The sequence below is a fragment of the Sinomonas sp. P47F7 genome (genome assembly GCF_049332655.1).
GTDB lineage: Bacteria > Actinomycetota > Actinomycetes > Actinomycetales > Micrococcaceae > Sinomonas.
On record NZ_CP186327.1, the window covers coordinates 2,666,195 to 2,684,227 of the forward strand.

The following is an 18,033-nucleotide window of genomic DNA, read 5'->3' on the forward strand; positions in this document are numbered from 1 at the left end:
GGCAGGCCCCGAGGGCCCGCCAGGCCACCGGGGCCGAGACAGAAGAAAGGCTGGCCGCCCGGAACCGCAATGGTCCAGGGCAGCCAGCCCGACGCAGCATCGGGGCTACATGGCAGCTCCGATCGCCACTTCGGCAGGAGTCTCACTCAGGCCGACTCGGCGGTGCACCCAACGCAGCGGCGCGGGGGCCCACCAATTGGCCCGCCCTAGCAGGGTCATGGTCGCCGGGACGAGGAGGCAGCGGACGAGCGTTGCGTCGACCAGCACCGCAATCGCAAGGGCCAGACCGAACTCCTTGATGCCGAGCGTCTGTCCCGCCGCGAAGCCCAGGAAGACGATCATCACGAGCAGGGCGGCCGAGGTGATGATGCGACCCGAGCGCTGCAGGCCGTGCGCAACAGCCTCGTTGGTGTCCCTGAGCTCGTCATGGCTCTCCTTGATCCGCGACAGGAGGAACACCTCGTAGTCCATCGACAGTCCGAAGGCAAAGACCGCAATGGTCGGCGGCGCCCACGCCTCGATCGCGCCGAAGGACGTGAAGCCGAGCAGCTGGGCGAGATGCCCGTCCTGGAACACCCACACGAGGGCCCCGAATGTCGCGCCGAGCGAGAGGGTGTTCATCACGAGCGCCTTCAGTGGGACCAGCACCGATCCGGTCATGAGGAACAGCAGCAGGAAGGTCGATACCGCGATGATCGCGATCGCATACGGCATCCGGTTGGCGATCTGGTCCGAGAAGTCGACCAGCGATGCCGCTTCGCCCGTCACGTAGGTGGTGAACGACGGCCGGTCGGCACGCAGCGCGCGGACGAGCTGTTGGGCAGGCTCCCCTTGGGTCGTCCCCGAGGGGACGACGTCTATAAGGGTCGTCTCGCCCCGGGCACCGGGTTCGATCGCCACCGACATCACGCCCTTAACGTGCCCCAGTTGCTCGGCGTAGGCGAGAACCCGCGGGTCGGTCGGCTGCACCTTGGCGACGACGACGACGGGCTCGGTTCCCATCTGCTGGAACGATGCGGCCATCGAGTCGCTGACCTGCCGGCTTTCCGAGGTCGCCGGCAGGGTACGCGGGTCGCCGAGTGACGTGTTGACGTGGAGGAAGGGCAGGGCGGTCATGGCCAGAATTGCGGTCGCACCCAGGGCGACGAGGACGGGATGACGCTGTACCCGGCGGGCGAGCCGACCGAACTGACCGTCCTCGGCGTTCTGACGCGCGGCGGCCTTGAGCTTGGCGCCCCAGCTGGCCAGGAAGGCCGGGATGAGGGTGAGCGCGGCAGTCATGGCGATGAGTGTCGTCGAAATTCCGCCGAGGGCAAGTGAGGTGAACGTCGGGTCGTCGAGCAGGAGCAGCCCCGAGAGCGCCGCGGCCACGGTGAGGGCCGAGAAGGTCACGGTCCTGCCCGCAGTGCGGACGGTGTGCTCGGTCGCCGCCGCGACGTCGCTGCCGGCCGCTCTGGCCTCCCGGAACCGGTTGACCATCAGCAGGCCGTAGTCGACAGCCAGTCCGAGTCCGAGCAGCTGGACCACGTCGAGTGCCTGCGGGGCGACGTCCGTGAGATGGGTGATCCCGAGCAGCACGAGCATCGCGCCAGCGCCAGTCGCCATCGAAGCGACAACGGGCAGGACCGCGGCGCGCCAGCCCTTGAAGATGAAGACGAGCGCGACAAGCAGGACAGGCATCGAGAGAAGCTCGGCCCACATGAGGTCGTTGGTGCTGGCGACCATTCCGTCGAGCCCGGCTGCAGCGTCGCCGCCGACCTGGACGTCGGCTCCGGGAACGGCACCGTGCGCGGCCTCGCGGATCGCCTCCACGTCATGGTGCGCGGCCATCGGGTGGTCGGTGTCCTTCTCGAGCGACACAAGCACGACGCTCTCGTGGCCGTCGTTGCTGCGCAGATGCGGGTCTGACGAGGTGTAAGCGTTGACTGTCCCCGTCACGAACGGCATCGCGGCCAGCTTTGCTGTCAGCTGCTGGACCGCGGTGACCGTAGCCGGCGCGTCGACGGCTGGTCCTTTGACGAGCACGACGGCGCGCGGACCGGACGTGCTGGCCTCCTGGAGGATGGCCCGGCCTTGGGCGGACTCGGACGCGCTGTTCCCCCCTGACTCCTTGAGCTGCCCGAACAGCGTCCCGGCAAGGGCGATGCCGAGGGCGAAGACGAGCGTCCAGGCGGTCAGGACCCACCTTCGGCGGCGGATGCTGAAGCGGGCGATGGCGGCATACATGGTGGTGGTTCTCCCTCATCGATGTGAGCTACCCGGTGGTATCGGTCCCATTCGGGCCTGCTATTGAGGGTCCGCTGATGCGAAGTGACGTGACAGACGGCCAGCCAGAGGCTTCCCCCCTGCTAGCCGCCAAGTCCTCGCCAACATTGCCTGGGAGTGATACCACGGTGGGAGGAGGAGTCGAGGGCGGATGAGCATCCGATGACCACTGACGTGCCGCTGGCGTTCAGGCAGCGCAGAGCACTCCTGGCCGCAATCGCACTGCTAGCTCTCCCCTCCGGCGTGGCCGCGGTTGCCGTGATCCTCCTGGGTGACCGAGTGACCTATCCGGCGGCCACCGCCTCCGTGACGGTCCTTGCCGCGTGGGCGTTCATCGGCGGCGGCCTCGTCGCCTGGGCGACCAGGCCGGATAACCGCACGGGCGCGCTCATGGTGCTCACCGGGTTCCTCCTGTTGGCCGGGTCGCTCTCCGACGCCAACGGCGCTCTCGCCTTCACGGTCGGGCTCGTAGCAGGCCCGGTTGCCCAAGCCGTGTTCGCCCATCTGCTGCTGGCCTTCCCCCAGGGGCGGTTGCACTCCCGCTCCGAGCAGGCCCTGGTCATCGCCGCCTACCTCGACGTGACCGTGGTTCAGCTGGTGATGCTCGCGTTCATGGACTACCGCGAGGTGCGGGGCTGCCCCTGCCCGACGAACCTCCTCTTCGTCGCGACCGATGACACGCTTCACGAGTCGCTCATGACGGCGCAGCGCGCCGTCGGCGTGGCTCTCGCCGTCGGCGTCGTCGTCGTGACCGCGCGGCGATGGTGGAATGCCACGCAGGTGCTGCGCCGCTCGCTCGCCCCCGTCCTTTCGACTGGAGCGATCGCGGTCGTACTCGCCGGCGCGTCCCTCGTCGTGGCTGAGTTCTCCGACGCCCCAGCGGGAACATATCTTGGACTCGCCGCTACGTTGGCCGTCGCGTTCGTGCCGCTCGGATTTCTCGTTGGGCTGCTACGCAGCCGGCTGGCGAGGAGCGCAGTCGGAGATCTGGTGATCGCGTTGGGGCATCAGCTCGCCCCCGGACAGCTCCGTGGTGCTCTGGCCCGAGCGCTAGGCGACCCCTCGCTCGATCTTGCGTACCGGCTGCCGGACGGAGAGGTCTATGTCGACCTCGAGGGACACGCCGTCGACCTTCCGCCGGGAGGCGGATCGCGGGCCGTGACCTACGTCGAGCGCGGAGGGCACCGGATCGCCGCCGCGATCCACGACGCATCTCTTCTGGATGACCCCTCCCTCGTCGAATCGGCCTGCGCCGCGGCGGGACTCGCCTTGGAGAACGCGGGTCTGCAGGCGGAGCTGCGGGCGCGACTGGTCGAGCTGGAGGCTTCGCGAACTCGGCTCGTCGAAGCCACCGTCTCCGAGCGGCGCAGGATCGAGCGTGACCTTCACGACGGGACGCAGCAACGACTCGTGTCGATCGCCATGTCGCTGGGCCTGCTCGATGCCCGTCTCCCAGACGATCCCCAGGGTGCCAAGCCGATCGTCCGCGAGTCACGGGAGGCCCTCTCGGCCGCATTGACCGAGTTGCGCGAGCTAACGCAAGGCATCTATCCGAGCATTCTCACCGAACTCGGGCTGCCGGCGGCCCTAGAGGACCTGTGCTCCCGGGCCGCAGTACCCACACTGCTGTCGACGCGGGTCGATCATCGGCTGCCCGATCAGGTCGAGATCGCCGCGTACTACGTCGTCAGCGAAGCACTGACCAACGCGGCCAAGCACTCTCGCTCACGCAATGTGTCGGTCGCCGCGACTTTCGACGGAGCACAGCTGAGGGTCGAAGTCCGCGACGACGGCAGCGGCGGAGCGCGGGTGGAGGACGGCTCCGGCCTGCGCGGGCTCAGCGACCGCGTGGAGGCCCTCGGCGGGTGGCTGAGCGTGACCAGCCCGGCGGGACAAGGAACGATCATCCGAGCGGGGCTCCCATGCGAGTAGTCGTCGCCGACGATGCAGTCATCCTGAGGGAGGGACTGGCTCGGCTGCTGCGCGAGGCCGGTTTCGAGGTCGCGGGGCTGGCCGCCGACGCCGGCGAACTGCTGGAGCTCGTCGAGCAGACCCAACCGGATGTCGCCATCGTCGACATCCGCATGCCACCGACACACACGGACGAGGGTTTGCGGGCGGCGACTGCGATCCGCGAGCGGTGGCCGGGCATCGGGATTCTCGTGCTCTCGCAGGACATTCACCCCGCATATGCCGTGGAGCTCTTGTCCGCCGGGACAGAAGGCATCGGCTACCTGCTCAAGGAACGAGTTTCCGATCTGGCCGAACTCGCAGCGAGCGTGCGGCGCGTGGGAGGAGGCGGCTCGGTACTTGACCCTCTCGTGGTGAGCCAGCTTGTCGGGCGGGGCCGTCAGGCTGACGATCCACTCACCAGGCTCACCGATCGGGAGCGCGAAGTCCTTGCCCTGATGGCAGAGGGCCGGTCAAACAAAGCCATCGCCGAGCGACTCTTCCTGTCGGAGTACACCGTCGAGAAGCACGTGGGGAGCATCTTCGGGACACTGCGGCTACCTCCGTCCCCGGATGATCACCGAAGGGTACTGGCGGTAGTGGCCTTCCTCAATGCGCGCTGAGTCCGATACACCGATCACGGGCAGCGGCTCGGCGGCGTTCTGCGACGTCGCCAGATCGGGGTTCCACGTCAACGCGAACGAAAAGAGGCCCGGAAATCCGGGCCTCTACGGGTGGACCTATCGGGAGCATTATCGAAACTTCCCCCATCCCTCGCACACGTGGCTGCGATGCACGTCCGGATCATGCTGCGGACCGGACAATCCGCCGGTCACGTGCAACACTGCGTCGGTCAGCAGTCCCAAGTGTCCGACAAGTCCATGGCGGTGGCAGAGGCCCGATACCGGGCTGGCGAGACCCTACGAGAGATCGCCGCAGTCGTCGGCATGAGCCGGCGACGGCTCGCCTCCCTGCTTCGCGAGCGGGGCGTTCGTCTTCGTCGCAGCGCACCGTCTTCGGCGGAGGTCGACGAAATGGTTCGCCGGTACGCCGCAGGCGAATCACTCGACCGGGTGGGTTCGCGGCTCGGGTTCTCGGCCGGTACCGTACGCAACAAGCTTCTATCGGCTGGGGTTCTTGTGCGGGACTCACACGGGAGGGAGCGCCCGCTCAGTTGAACGGCTGCCTAAGGTCGGCTATCTCCTGGGTTCGAACGGCGCAGGGTGGAGGTGTCTCTTCCATCGACGAGACGAGGAGGTCCCCGGCGGGCAGGTCGCCAAGGCCAAGCTGAGGCTCCGCGGTGCAGGCCCGCCGCCGCATGCCGGTGGCCACCGGGGTGCCGGCGCCCGAGGTCCGCCCACATGGTGGCCATGCCCCACGCGAATGTTGAGCCATGAACTCTACGACCGGTTACGTTGGCGGAGGAGTGTGATGGGCCACGGCCCCGATCAAGAGCCGGATGCTGTCAGGAGGGCCGCGAGGGCGTGGGCCCAGGGGATGCGTTCTTGCTCGAGGCGGACCCCGCCACGTTCGCGGAGGCCGTCGACGACCGCCAGCTCGTCAGGTTCCAGATGCGTGAGGGCGCCCGTCGCAGGTGTCGGCTCCGAGACCCACAGGTCAGCGAACGCATCCAGCGTGGCAAGGTCCATCAGAACCGCGTGGGGTACGAGCGCCTGAGCCCGGAGGCGGTTGAGGATCGCGAAACCGTGGGTGTCCAGATCGCCCCAGTACACGAGCCGCGTGGCAGCGGCGGCCCACGGCAGCCTGCTGATCCGGTCCACGGCGTAGCCCGATCCGTGCACGACGACAGCCCCAGGCCACGCGGGCATCGCGAGAACCGACTCGAGGTTCTCGAAGACGAACACCGTCCGTGGACGGATCGCGAGGCCCACCGCCTCCGACAGCGGCGCAGCCACATCGAAGAGACCACCCGGGGCGAGGACCGGGTCGAGGAACCGCATCCGGATGAGATCCGGCTTTGGCGCGAGCCCGAGGCCCTCCCGGCCTGTCGCGGCGCGGTGCAACTTGGCGACGAGCGGCTCATGCCTGCCGACCCACTTCGTGTCCACGCCCCGGACCGGCAGCTGCCGGATGTAGAGGCCGGACTCGGGATGCTCCGAGAGCCAGGCCAGGACGTCCGCGAGCCTGCCGAAGTCGGCGTCGTCGAGGTCTGTGATCGCCCGCGTCGAACGTACGACGGCGTCGCGCAATTCGCGCGCGGTGCCCGGGTCGCCGTCGTCGGCACGCGCGATGAGGGCCGCTGCCCTCGAACTCGCCCGATGCCAGTGCGGGACGCAGCCAGCGAAAGCGGCGACGTCGTCGGGCGTCGCTAGGACGAGCCTCACCGGGACGCTCTGGCGCCCGAGCGACGCCCACGCGCGCTCGCCCCACTCGACCCCGTCCTGCCCCACCCACGAGCGCACCCACGCGACCGCGCCAGCCTGGTCGGCGAGGGCCGCCCGCTCCGTCGGGGGATGCAGTGGCAGCACAAACGCCGGTGCGTGCGGACAGTCGACCGCCCAGGCGCCCGCGTACTTCTCGTACTTCTTCACCGCCGCGGCACGTGCGGCGTCGACGGTTACGGGAACGGGCATCAGAAGAGCTGGCCTGCCGTCTCGGTCGCCGCTGTCGTGGGAGGCAGCCCCGCGCGGCCGTCCGCGTCTTCTCCGGCGAGCTCTTCGATCGTCACGAGTCCTACGCGCGAGTCGCGGAAGTCGAGGCACCTCACGGCCGCGATCCCGCCGATATAGTCCTCAAGTGTCTGCAGGAGCTTGAGCGGGGTTGCAAGCACCATGTGGAAACCGAACTCGTGGAACACGTCCATGGCCATGCGCGTGAAGTTCGAGTCCGCCTTGTCGAAGGCCTCGTCCATGATCACGGTCCCGTACGACGGCACGTCCTCGTCGTCCCCCGCAAGCTGGTAGCGCAGCGCCGCCGCGAGGCAGAACGTCACGAGCTTCTGCCGCTGCCCACCAGAAAGGCCCGCGCCCGTGTCGTGGACCGCGAGCTCGCGGTTCTGGGCATCGATCTCGGCGGCGATAAAGCGCACGTGCAGGCGCGTGTCCAGCACATGGCTGCGCCAGTTCACGTCCACCGCCTCGCTCGAGGCGAGCCTGGACATGAGCGCGCGCATCACATTGAACCGTCGCTCGGCGTCAGCACGGTCCTCGAGGCCCCACGAGCCCGTGCTGATGGTCTGCAGGTCCGCGAGGAACTGCTTTCCCAAGTCGCCACGAGCCTCCCGGACCCGGATCTTGAGGTACTTGCCTGCGTCGAACTCGGAGCGGCGCAGCGAGCGGTTCACTGGGTCGATTCGCTCGTGCACCTCGCGGATCGCGCCGCGGATCTCGGCAGCAAGCTGCGCGACATTCTGCTGAGACTGCGTCTCAAGGAGCTCGAAGAAGCGATTTTCAAAATCCGGCAGCCGGTCGACCTGGAGCCGCTTGAGGACCGCGAGGAAGCCGGCCCGGTCGGCGACGTCGGGCCGCAGCTCCGCAGTGAGCGCGGGCCACCGACGCCACACCTCCCCCGCAGACTTCTCGAACTCGCGACGCGCCGACTCTGCAACCGCGCGGGACTCCTTCTCCTCGTTCGAGAGGGTACGCGAGACGGCGAGGGCGACATCGCTGACACTGTCGAACGTAATGCTGCGCCGGTGCTTGAGGAAACGGCGCTCGAGCTCGGCTGCGAGCTCGCCGGGGACGGGACGCTCGGGGTCTACGGCATCCTCAAGCGCGCGGATCTCATTCGCGATCTGCGACCAGCGCGCGCGCAGGACAGACGCCTCGTCGTTGGCACGGCGCTCCGTGTCCTTGGCGGCCTCAAGCCGGTCCAGGGCCTCGCGGGCGGAGGCCTCGGCCGCGCGGAGGTCGTGGCTCGCGGCGAGGAGCTCGTCCAGGCTGGCCTGCCGGTCGGCGGTTACCTTCGCGGCCGCGACGACGTCGATGGTGTCCCACTCGATCGAGGCGAGGGCCTCGAGCGCGTCGACCCGCCGGCGCCGTGCGTCACGCCGATCTTCGGCCTCCTCAAGAGCCTTCTCCGCCTCGGCGACCGCCGCAACCGCGGGGCCTCGGAGCGCGAGGAGATGCTCCACCTTGTCGTGGTTGTCGAATCCGAGAACCCAGCGGGAGCGGTCGTCGACGGCGGCACGGTCGTCCTTCTCGTGCCGCGTGCGGGAGCGCTTGACCTGGCCAGTGCGGGTCACGGCCGCGTCGGGGGTCGCGAGCTCGGCAGGCGAGTCGACACACTCGTAATCGTACTGACGGGTCAGGACGGAGAGCAGCCAATCCTCCATGGGCCCGGGTTTGACCTCGACGCGGTGCACGAGCGAACGCTCCGAGCGCGGGCTCCGGGCTGGCTCGGGGCGGGACTGGACGGCCTCGAACACGAGGCGTGTGCCGAGGTGCCGGGCGTCGACTGCCGCGCGGACCTTCGCTATGTGCGCCTCGGGGACAAGCATGACAGTTGCCAGGGGCCGCAGGACCCGCTCGATCGCGCCGGTCCACTCCGCGTGCTCGGGCCGCACCTGGAGAAGCTCCGCCGCGAACGGGAATGCGGCCGACGGAAGCCCCGCGGCGTCCGCGACGAGCTCGCGTGCCCGGACCAGCCTGTCCTCGATGTTCGACCGGCGCGTTCGGAGGGATGCGACTTCGGCGTCGATGCCCTCGACCTTGCCCTTCGCGACGGAGAGGCTGTCGAACAGGGCGAGGCGTGCGTCCTTGCCCGCAGCTTCGGCGGCGTCCGATTCGGCACGCTCCCCCTCGGCTGCCCCCCGCAGCTCCGCGAACTCCTCGAACGACGTCGGACATGCGACCGACGCCGCGGCGAGCCGTTGCTCGAGCGCCGCACACGACGCGCGGACCATGCGCTCGCGCTCCGCCGCGTTGCCTATCGCCTCGCGCTGCTGGGCCAGGGCCGCGCCGCCGCGCTGGTCGACCTGCACGAGCGCGAGCTGGTGCTCAGTGGCCCGCTCCCCCGTGGCCGCCGCAGCGGTCTTCGCCTCGTGCTCGGCCCGTTCCACGGCGGACTCCGCCTCGGCGCTCGCCTTCCGGGCGAGCTCGAGCTTCCACGCGTTCGTGAAGGCGTTGAGGGCCCCGAAGAGCCGGTCAGCCGCATCCGCCCGGAAGCTGCCGTCCTCGAACCGAGCGACTGGCTCGCGAAGGCGACCGAGGGCCTCGACCTGCTCACGCGCCTCGACCACAGAGCGGTGCGCCTCTGACAGCTCCGCGAACTGGGCCACGGCGGTCTCGGCGAGTTCAAACGTCTTGGGCCGGTCGAGCATGAACGTGCGGAAAAGGTCGTCGAGCGTGCCGAGGGACCTTGCCGACTGGGTCTTGTGCAGAAGCACGAGCGCGTTGTCGCCGCGGATCCCAAGAGCGCGCGAGAACCGTTCGGCGAAGCGCGAGTGCTGATCTGTGACGAACGCGTCGGGCCACGCGGCGTTGATCTTGCGCTTTTCGATCCCCTTGGTGAGGTAGGGAACGAAGTCCGTGAGCGCCACGTCCTCGTTGAGCATCAGGCTCAGCTCCGAGACGTCCGCGGGCGTGTTGGCCCCCCGCTTTAGGTGGTAGAGCTTGACGAGTAGCACGGGTTTGGCCGCATTCTTGCCACCTGTTCCCTTGGGGTAGTCGGCTGCCTCGCGCCCGTCGCTATACTTGAGCAGGACCCCGCTGAACGTCGCGTCCTTGCGCAGGTAGTCGCTCGCGACCTCACCCGTCTCCTCGTCCGCACTGCGGCGCCACGCGCCCCGCACGTACGTCACAAGAGAGCGGTCTTCCCCGCGTGCGTTCGCGTCCTGCGCCGCAGCGTTGAACCTCAGCTTCCCGCGCGGCGTCAGGACAGCGGCGACGGCGTCGAAGAGCGAGGACTTTCCAGAGCCCGAGTGCCCCGTGAGCAGGAACCCGCGCCTAGCTATGTCCACCTTGTGGTGCCCGCCGAATGTGCCCCAGTTGAGTACCTCGAGGCGTTCGAGCCGCCACTGCCCGGGCCGGATCTGGCTCATGTGTCCTCCTCGCCGTCGTCTGCGCTGTCTGGTGGGTCCTCGTCGCCTGCACCGGCGAGCCGCCGGTACTCCTCTTGGACGGCACGGATCTCCGCGGCGCCGAACACAAGCCGCAGGACCGGGGAGACCTCGAAGCGACCTTCCGTGCTCGTGGGCGCCAGGAGTCCGTAGCGGATCATCTTCTTCCAAGACGCGTCGATGCGCTTGGCGAATCCGGCCGGATCCGCCTTGTCGCGTCCTTGGTAGACCTTGAGCTGGTCGGCGACCTCGTCGCGGCCCACGATCGTCTTGGACCCGCCGACGTCGTGCAGGAGCTGCTGGCGCAGGTGCAGGAGAAGCGCCGTGTCGAGGAACGTGAGCGGGGCGGTACGCAGCACCTTGGGCACGTCGGGGCGTTCGAAGGCCGCACCCACGTTACGGACGAACGCCACCTCCGCCTCAAGGTCGAGCACCAGATCCAGGTACAAGTCGGCCAGGCGCGAGCGGATCGGGGCCTCGTCCGCGAGGAGCGCGGACCAAAGGTTCGCGTGCCGGGCCGAGGAGAGGTACGGGCCCTTGAGCAGCTGGACTAGAGCCCGGCGCGAGCTGTCGCGTAGCTCTCCCACGTCGCCGTCCCAGAGCTGCGCGGAGGCCAGCTGGACATCGGGGTCGGAAGCCGGGGCGGAGCCCAAAGCGTCCGCTGGAGTCTCCGGCGTCATGTGCGTCATGGGCCGGGTCTCCTGCCCGGGCGTCCGCCGATCGGGGCGGTGAACAAGTGGCGTCCCACGGTCCCGCGGCGTGCCGTGCCGCGCGACGACTCCCAGATGACGTCCTCGCGCCCATCGAGCGGCCGGGCGAACTCCTCCGCAAGGACGAGCAAGCCCACGACGCTCGCAACCCCCTGCGTGGCCGGCCGCAGCGCGAGGACGTCCGCGATCGTCGCGGCACTGAGCTCGGCGAGGGCCGCGTTGACGTTCTCGCTGAGCTCCTCCATGTCGATGTCAGAAGCCCGGGCGAGCTCGCGGAGCTGCTCAATGTCAACGGCCTCCGGAGCATGCGCGACAACCTGGGCCGACGCCGCGAAGTCGCCGGGGTTGTTGAGGCTAAGCGCAGCAACGGAGTCGAGGGGGACACTCGAGAGGTCGAGCATCAGGGCCGTCCTGGCATAAGGTTTGACGGTGTCCGACGTGTCGAGTGCGAGGCGCAGGGCCGAGCGGAGCTCACGGTTGATGAGGCGGTCCTCGAGGAAATCCTGCGATTGGACGAAGCGGCGTAGGCTGCGGCTGAACGCCGTCATAACGCCGTGGATCTCGGAGCTGCGGTCTTGGAGAGTCGGGAGGATGCGTCGCAGGCTCTTCGCCTGCTGCCCCGTGACCGTGTCCATGAAGTCGCGGCCGAGCACGTCCTGGACGCTCTCCTCGAACTCGATGCCCCGCTCGGGGTCGAGCAGGAGGGCATAGAAGCCAGCGAAGCTGCGGCCCGCGTCGGAGGAGGCAAGGAGGTCCACCCCGAGGAAGATGTCGTCGAGGACCGCGCCGCGGCTGCCCTCCTGGTCGATGAGCTTCTCGCGGAGGTCTCGGTTGAGCCCCTCTAGTTCGGAGCGAACCCGCGCGAAGTCTGCGGGGACCTCCTCGACAAGAGCGAGGATGTCACGCAGCCGTTCGGAGGCATGCTCGGACGCCAGGACGTCGACGTTGCCAGCTGCCACGCGCTCGATCTGTGCATCGAGGCGGCCCCGCTCAACCTGAAGGGCTGAGAGGCGCGATCCGATGTCTGGGTCAGTGTCACGCGCGAGCGCGCGCAGCCGCTCGATGACGGTGGCGAGGCGCGATTCGGTGACAGAAGCACGAGGTGCCGACAGTTGGGATGCGAACCGGATTGCGGTGAGCGCGCCTTGGGAGAGCTCAAGCGTCTCCTCGCGGGCGCCCTCGGCCGCACGGCGGATGAGTACCCCTGCCGAGCGCCACTCGGCGCAGTACTGCTGGGCTGTCTGGGGAAGGTCGAAGCCGTGGGAGCGGAGCTCTTCGAGGTCGTCCTCGATCCTCTCGAACAGGACCGGGGCGGCGACTCGGCGAGCCTCGCCGCCGAGCTGCTTTTCAAGGATCGCGATCGCGACGGGTGCGTTGCGTGCGCGGAGCAAGGCCCAAGCGGGGTCCGACTCCTGTAGCCGGCTGGCCTCGAGCGCGGCGCGCAGTACACTCACCGATCCAGCCTAGCGGGCGACGCGCAGCCCCCGGGGCCATACGTCGCCCCCGTGAATGCCAGCAACGCAAGGCACTGCCCACCGCGCACGTCGAGCAACGACCTCTACCGCTCGATCGCCCTGAATCCAGCCCAGCGTGACCAGATCGAGCGGATCGCCTTATCCGGTCTCCACCGCCAACAGTCCATCTATGGCAACGACTCGAAGCGATCATCGAACAGACCCGGACAGTCGCGGCGAATCAGGCCAACTGCTCGACGCCTATAGACGACGCACTCCCCCGCGATCTCTTCCTCACCGAACCGCGCCGCCTCAATTCCGAGCGCACCATTCTCGCCCGCGAACGAGAGACCATCGAGACGGACTGAACGCTCCTCAGACAGCAGATCCGCGACGCGCTCGACCTGCTGCAGGACGCCCACACGGCCTACGTGAACGCCACCGACACAGTCCGCAAACAGCTCAGCCAGGCCATCTTCTCGGGGATCTTTCCTCGGCCCCGAGCCCGAGCAGATCCGCGCCGATTTCAACGAACCATACGCCAGCCTCACCCGGCCGGGCGCCTCCAGAAACGATTGAGGCCGCCCTTCCGGACGGCCTCATAGTCAATGCACTTTTGATAAAAACAAACCCGTGGAGGTAAGGGGATTCGAACCCCTGACCTTCTGCATGCCATGCAGACGCGCTACCAACTGCGCCATACCCCCGTGGAGCTGAGGGGATTCGAACCCCTGACCCCCTGCATGCCATGCAGGTGCGCTACCAGCTGCGCCACAGCCCCAGAATCGCGGCCGGCGAGACGTTCCGAGGACCCAATGGTCCCCTGATCTCCTCCGGAGCAACTCGTCCATCTTAGACCGCGCCAGCCCCGCGCACAAATCCACAGGGCCGCGTGAGGTCAGCCCTCGACCACCGCGACGGGCACCAAAAGCGTCCCGGCATTGTGCTCTCCGAGGCGCCAGCGAGCCCCGCCGTCGGGCGCCCCATCAGGCGCGCCACCAAGCGAACGGGAACCCACCGAACCCCGCTCCTCAAGCACCGACCAGTTGCAGTTCGAGAGCCCCGAGAGCGCTCCCCACAGCGAGTGCGGGAGCCCGAGGAGCTCCGCGAGCACCACGCGGATCGCCCCGCCGTGGCTTACTACGACGAGCGTCCCCGAGTCCCCGAGCTCCCCCAGCGCCCGCTCGACGGCGGCGCGGGTCCGGGCAGCCACGTCGAGCCGCGTCTCGGCCCCGCCGGCGGCCACATCCACGGCGCCGTCCTCCCACTGCGCGAGGAGCTCGCCGTCCGCGACCCGGATCTCGTCGAACGTCTGGCCCTGCCAGCGGCCGGCATTCGTCTCGCGCAGCCCGGAATCCACGGCGACCGGCAGCCCCGTCTCCTCGGCGAGGGCCTCCGCCGTCGCCCGCGTGCGCTGCAAGTCTGAGGTGACGATCGCGGTCGGTCCCATGACGGCGAGGAGGCGCGCTGCGTGCTTTGCCTGCCGCACGCCGTCGTCATTCAGCGGGATGTCCGTCTGGCCCTGGAAGCGGCCGGCGGCGTTCCAATCGGTGCGTCCGTGGCGCCAGAAGACGATCCTCCGCCTCTCCCCCACGGCCGGTCAGCCAGCCGCGGAGGCGGCCGCCGCGCCGGACTCGTCGAGCCCCAGATCCACGACCGGGCAGTCCTTCCACAAACGCTCGAGGGCGTAGAAGGCACGGTCCTCGTCGTGCATCACGTGGACCACCATGTCTCCGTAGTCGAGCAGGACCCACCTGCCCTCGGAACGGCCCTCGCGGCGCACGGGCCGGCGGTCGAGCTTGATGAGCTCGTCCTCGATGTTGTCCACGATCGAGTTGACCTGGCGCTCGGTGGACGCCGAGGCGATCACGAACAGGTCCGTGATCGCGAGCCGCTCGCTCACGTCCACGGCCACGATGTTCTCAGCCAGCTTGTCCGCCGCGGCCTTCGCGGCCACCTTTGCGGATTCGATCGCCGCTTCTGCTGCGCTCACTCTTCTCCTTGAAGTCCTGTGAAAAAGTTCTACTGTCCCGGCAGTCTGCCGAACAGCACGACGATGACGATGGCCGCGATGAGCGCGACGAGTCCGAATAGCCCGAACGAGATCATGAGGACTCGCTCGCGGTTGCCCCGCGGCGTCTGAACGCCGAGGGGCTCGAGACCGTGTGCCGACGCCGCCGCGATGGGCGCGGCCTCGCGGACCGCACCGGTTGTGACCGGAACGTGGGTCGTGGTGGGCGGCCGCATCACCGGATGCGGAAGCCCGGGAACCTTGACGTACTCGAGCGGGGTCACCATGGCGAGGTTGTTGGCCGCCGTCGGCGACGTCCCGGCCTTGCCCACCGTCTCGGCGTCGCGTCGCGACGCCTCGGCGAGGCGCTGCCGCGTCTGTGCGCGTCGATTGAGGATCGCCGCGCGCTCCGCCTGCGCGAGCTGCTGCTTGAGGGTCTCCGGGTCGACGGCGTCCGGTTCACCCCGCCGAACTTGCCCCGGGCCCTTGGTTTCCTCGCGGAGCTGCTCGCGGGCGGCCGCGATCTGCTCGTGCGAGAGCATGCTGAACGAGCCCGTCTCCGGGCCCATGACGGGCGTCCCGTCGGGCGCCTGGCGCAGAGGGGCCTGCCGGGCCGGGCGGGGAGGGCCCGGCAACGGAGCGAACGACGGCGGCTCCTCACCCGGGTGCCCCTCGGCGGGTTCCGCTGCCGGTACCTGACCGGGAAGGACCGGGAGGACACCGGCGGGCACGTCACCGCCCGGTCGGCTCGCCGGCATGGGAGGCGTGGCGCGGACTGACGGCCACGTGGGCTGCTGCTCCGGGGCGTCTACCGGCTCCGCGGGCTCCGCCGGCCGAAGCGACCGGCGGCTCGGGAGCTGCGCCGCTCTTTCCTTCTCCGCCAGCTCGCGCCTGACCCGAAGGGCCTCGCGGTCACGCGCCCGAGCTTGCGAACTGCGCTCGCTCGGCACCGCGTCCACTGGCGCGTTGAGCGCGCGTCGGGATCGAATCCGTCCCGTCTCCGTGCTCTCAGCGGGGGCGTCCCCGGTGGGGAAGCTCTCGGCGGGCCCGGCCTCGGCGGGGGCAGCAACGCTGGGAACTGGCACCACGGGCACGGCCCCGCTCGCCTCGGCCTCGGCCCTTGCCTCCGCCTCGGCGCGCGCCTGAGCCGGGGTCAGCTCGGCCAGTCCATCCCCGCCGCCCTGGGCGCGCCGACGCTCGCGTCGGCTCGTGATCGGCTTGTCCTCGTTGTTCATAGCTTCGTTCACCCGGCCACCGAGGTGCCGCCGGGGAGACCTGTGCCGCGGGAAGGATCGTCGAGCCGGGCCAGACTGACCACGTCCGCGACGCCGGCCGACCGCGCGTGGTCGTCGTCGACGTACAGCCCGTACTTGGCGATGTACTGCACCACGCCGTCGGGAACCAGATACCACACGGGCTCGTGGGCCGCGACGCGGGCACGGCAGTCCGTGGAGGAAATAGCCATGGCGGGAACCTCGAGGAGACTCACTTCGTCCCGCGCGAGATCCGGAAGCTCGTGCCCGGGGCGGGTCACGCTCACGAAGTGCGCGAGGCCCCAGAGCTCGTCGATGTCCTTCCACGAGACGATCTGCGCCATGGCGTCCGCGCCCGTGATGAAGTACAGATCCGCCTCGGGTCGCTCGGCACGCAGATCACGCAGCGTGTCGATCGTGTAGGTGGGGCCTGGACGTTCGATGTCGACGCGGCTCACCGTGAAGCGGGGATTCGAGGCCGTCGCAATGACCGTCATGAGGTAGCGGTGCTCGGCGAGGCTCACCCGCCGGCTGCTCTTCTGCCACGGCTCGCCCGTCGGCACGAAGACGACCTCGTCCAGGCCGAACTTCGACGCGACCTCGCTCGCCGCGACAAGGTGCCCGTGGTGGATCGGGTCGAACGTCCCGCCCATCACGCCGAGGCGGACACGCCGCCCTCCGGGCACCTCCATTGGATCAGCCAAGGTCAGTGGCTCGAGGCGCCCTGATGGCGGTCGTGCTTGTTCGGGTGCTGGCGGTGCGGGTCGGCGTGCTCGTCGTTGGCCTCGTGGCGGCGGCCCAGGTTCGTGTAGGAGAGCGTCACAAACATCAGCACGACGAAGATCGCGAACAGGACTCCGCCCACCACGAACGGCGGGGCGATCGTGGGGGCCGGCGACTCGTGTCCGGCGGCTTCAGCACTCACGGAGAGCGCGGTAGTCATGACCGTTGCCAGCATGGTTGAACCCCTTCAAAGCCTCTAAACTATCTGCGGCCACTTCCGTGACCGATCTTCGGTTCATCCTACCCCGGAGCAGGGACGGGAAACCTTAGCCCCGCACCTGTCCTTCGCCCTGCACAATCCACTTCGTGGTGGTGAGCTCGGTGAGCCCCATAGGGCCGCGCGCGTGGAGCTTCTGCGTCGAAATGCCCACCTCGGCCCCGAGGCCCAGCTCGCCGCCGTCCGTGAAGCGCGTGGACGCGTTGACGATCACCGCGGCCGAGTCGATCTCCGCGACGAAGCGTTCCGCATTCCGAAGGTCGTTCGTGAGGATGGCCTCGGTGTGGCCGGTGCTCCAGCGCCGGATGTGATCGAGCGCCTCGTCAAGCGAATCGACCGTTGCGACCGCGAGGTCGAGGTCCATGTACTCGGTGGCCCAGTCAAAGTCCGTCGCGGGCACCGCCTCGACGCCCTCGGGCAGGGCGCTCATTGAGCGCCCGTCGACGTGCAGGCGCACCCCGCGCTCGGCGAGGGCGCGGGCGACGGCGGGCAGCACCGTGCTCTTCGAGTGCATCAGGAGCGTCTCGACCGTGTTGCACACGCTGGGACGCTGGGTCTTGGCGTTGACGAGGATGTTGACAGCCATCTCCTCGTCGGCGGACTCATCGACGTAGATGTGGACGTTGCCCTCGCCGGTCTCGATGACGGGGACCGTCGAGTTGAGCACCACGTTCTGGATGAGCTCGCGCCCGCCGCGGGGAATGAGCACGTCGACGCGCCCGCGCGCCTTCATGAGCACCTCGGCGCCGGCCCGGCCGTACTCGTCCACGGTCTGCACGGCGTCCTCGGGGAGCCCCACGCCGGCGAGCGTGTCGCGGAGGATCCCCACGAGCTCGCGGTTCGTGTGCGCCGCGGCGCTTCCGCCGCGCAGGATCACCGCGTTGCCGCTCTTGAGGGCCAAGCCCGCGATATCGACCGTCACGTTCGGGCGGGCCTCGTAGATCGCCGCGACGACGCCCATCGGGACGTTGACCTGGCGCATGCGCAGGCCGTTCGGGAGCGTCTGGCCACGGACCACGTTGCCCACCGGATCGGGCAGCCCCGCGAGGTTCTCGAGCGCGGCCACGAGCCCGTCGATGCGGGCCGGCGTGAGCGCGAGGCGGTCGAGGAGCGCCTTCGAGGTGCCGTTGGCGCGGCCTTCGTCGAGGTCCTTCGTGTTGGCGGAGAGGATCGAGGCCTCGTGCTCCTTGAGCGCGGCGCCGATCGAGCGGAGGGCGCGGTCCTTCCATGCGCGGTTCGCACGGGCCATGGCACGCGACGCGCGGCGTGCGCGGTCACCGATGGCAAGGACCGCAGCCTCGACGTCGACCGGCTGCGCGCCGGCCTGAGCGTCGGCGGCAGCGGTCTCGTGGGCGACGGTGTCAGTCATGC

14 protein-coding genes and 2 tRNA genes are annotated in these 18,033 nt (G+C 69.1%); 2 read left to right on the forward strand and 14 right to left on the reverse strand.

The window, feature by feature from the left end:
* Positions 1 to 105 precede the first annotated feature (105 nt).
* Positions 106 to 2,226, reverse strand: a complete 2,121-nt coding sequence (locus ACOKR1_RS12415; protein WP_422933365.1) for an MMPL family transporter — start codon at positions 2,224 to 2,226, stop codon at positions 106 to 108.
* 201 nt (positions 2,227 to 2,427) lie between these two features.
* Here ACOKR1_RS12415 and ACOKR1_RS12420 point away from each other — a divergent pair, with 201 nt between their 5' ends.
* A complete protein-coding gene (locus tag ACOKR1_RS12420; protein ID WP_422933366.1) occupies positions 2,428 to 4,197 on the forward strand; it encodes a sensor histidine kinase in 1,770 nt (589 codons plus the stop codon).
* On the forward strand, positions 4,188 to 4,838 hold the full coding sequence (locus tag ACOKR1_RS12425) for a response regulator transcription factor (protein ID WP_422933367.1): 651 nt from the start codon (positions 4,188 to 4,190) through the stop codon (positions 4,836 to 4,838). Before ACOKR1_RS12420 ends, ACOKR1_RS12425 begins: the two co-directional genes overlap by 10 nt.
* An 825-nt stretch (positions 4,839 to 5,663) precedes the next feature.
* Here the strand turns inward: ACOKR1_RS12425 and ACOKR1_RS12430 are convergent.
* The 13 genes from ACOKR1_RS12430 to ACOKR1_RS12490 form a co-directional block, all read right to left on the reverse strand.
* A complete protein-coding gene (locus ACOKR1_RS12430; protein WP_422933368.1) occupies positions 5,664 to 6,809 on the reverse strand; it encodes a Wadjet anti-phage system protein JetD domain-containing protein in 1,146 nt (381 codons plus the stop codon).
* A complete protein-coding gene (locus ACOKR1_RS12435; RefSeq protein WP_422933369.1) occupies positions 6,809 to 10,216 on the reverse strand; it encodes an ATP-binding protein in 3,408 nt (1,135 codons plus the stop codon). The genes ACOKR1_RS12430 and ACOKR1_RS12435 overlap by 1 nt, the downstream gene beginning before the upstream one ends.
* On the reverse strand, positions 10,213 to 10,923 hold the full coding sequence (locus ACOKR1_RS12440; protein ID WP_422933370.1) for a DUF4194 domain-containing protein: 711 nt from the start codon (positions 10,921 to 10,923) through the stop codon (positions 10,213 to 10,215). The genes ACOKR1_RS12435 and ACOKR1_RS12440 overlap by 4 nt, the downstream gene beginning before the upstream one ends.
* Positions 10,920 to 12,398, reverse strand: a complete 1,479-nt coding sequence (locus tag ACOKR1_RS12445) for a DUF3375 domain-containing protein (RefSeq protein WP_422933371.1) — start codon at positions 12,396 to 12,398, stop codon at positions 10,920 to 10,922. Before ACOKR1_RS12445 ends, ACOKR1_RS12440 begins: the two co-directional genes overlap by 4 nt.
* A gap of 188 nt (positions 12,399 to 12,586) precedes the next feature.
* Positions 12,587 to 12,820: a hypothetical protein gene (locus ACOKR1_RS12450; protein WP_422933372.1), complete on the reverse strand. Its 234-nt coding sequence runs from the start codon at positions 12,818 to 12,820 to the stop codon at positions 12,587 to 12,589.
* Between the two features lie 212 nt (positions 12,821 to 13,032).
* Positions 13,033 to 13,105 (reverse strand) — tRNA-Ala (locus ACOKR1_RS12455).
* 1 nt (position 13,106) lies between these two features.
* Positions 13,107 to 13,179, reverse strand: a tRNA-Ala gene (locus tag ACOKR1_RS12460).
* A gap of 117 nt (positions 13,180 to 13,296) precedes the next feature.
* A complete protein-coding gene (locus ACOKR1_RS12465; RefSeq protein ID WP_422933373.1) occupies positions 13,297 to 13,992 on the reverse strand; it encodes a histidine phosphatase family protein in 696 nt (231 codons plus the stop codon).
* A gap of 6 nt (positions 13,993 to 13,998) precedes the next feature.
* A complete protein-coding gene (rsfS, locus tag ACOKR1_RS12470; protein WP_422933374.1) occupies positions 13,999 to 14,391 on the reverse strand; it encodes a ribosome silencing factor in 393 nt (130 codons plus the stop codon).
* A gap of 29 nt (positions 14,392 to 14,420) precedes the next feature.
* On the reverse strand, positions 14,421 to 15,644 hold the full coding sequence (locus ACOKR1_RS12475) for a hypothetical protein (RefSeq protein WP_422933375.1): 1,224 nt from the start codon (positions 15,642 to 15,644) through the stop codon (positions 14,421 to 14,423).
* Positions 15,645 to 15,652: 8 nt separating this feature from the next.
* Positions 15,653 to 16,354: a nicotinate-nucleotide adenylyltransferase gene (nadD, locus tag ACOKR1_RS12480; RefSeq protein WP_422936632.1), complete on the reverse strand. Its 702-nt coding sequence runs from the start codon at positions 16,352 to 16,354 to the stop codon at positions 15,653 to 15,655.
* A 14-nt stretch (positions 16,355 to 16,368) separates the two neighbouring features.
* Positions 16,369 to 16,620: a hypothetical protein gene (locus tag ACOKR1_RS12485; protein ID WP_422933376.1), complete on the reverse strand. Its 252-nt coding sequence runs from the start codon at positions 16,618 to 16,620 to the stop codon at positions 16,369 to 16,371.
* A 91-nt stretch (positions 16,621 to 16,711) separates the two neighbouring features.
* Positions 16,712 to 18,031, reverse strand: a complete 1,320-nt coding sequence (locus tag ACOKR1_RS12490) for a glutamate-5-semialdehyde dehydrogenase (protein ID WP_422933377.1) — start codon at positions 18,029 to 18,031, stop codon at positions 16,712 to 16,714.
* Between the last annotated feature and the right edge of the window lie 2 nt (positions 18,032 to 18,033).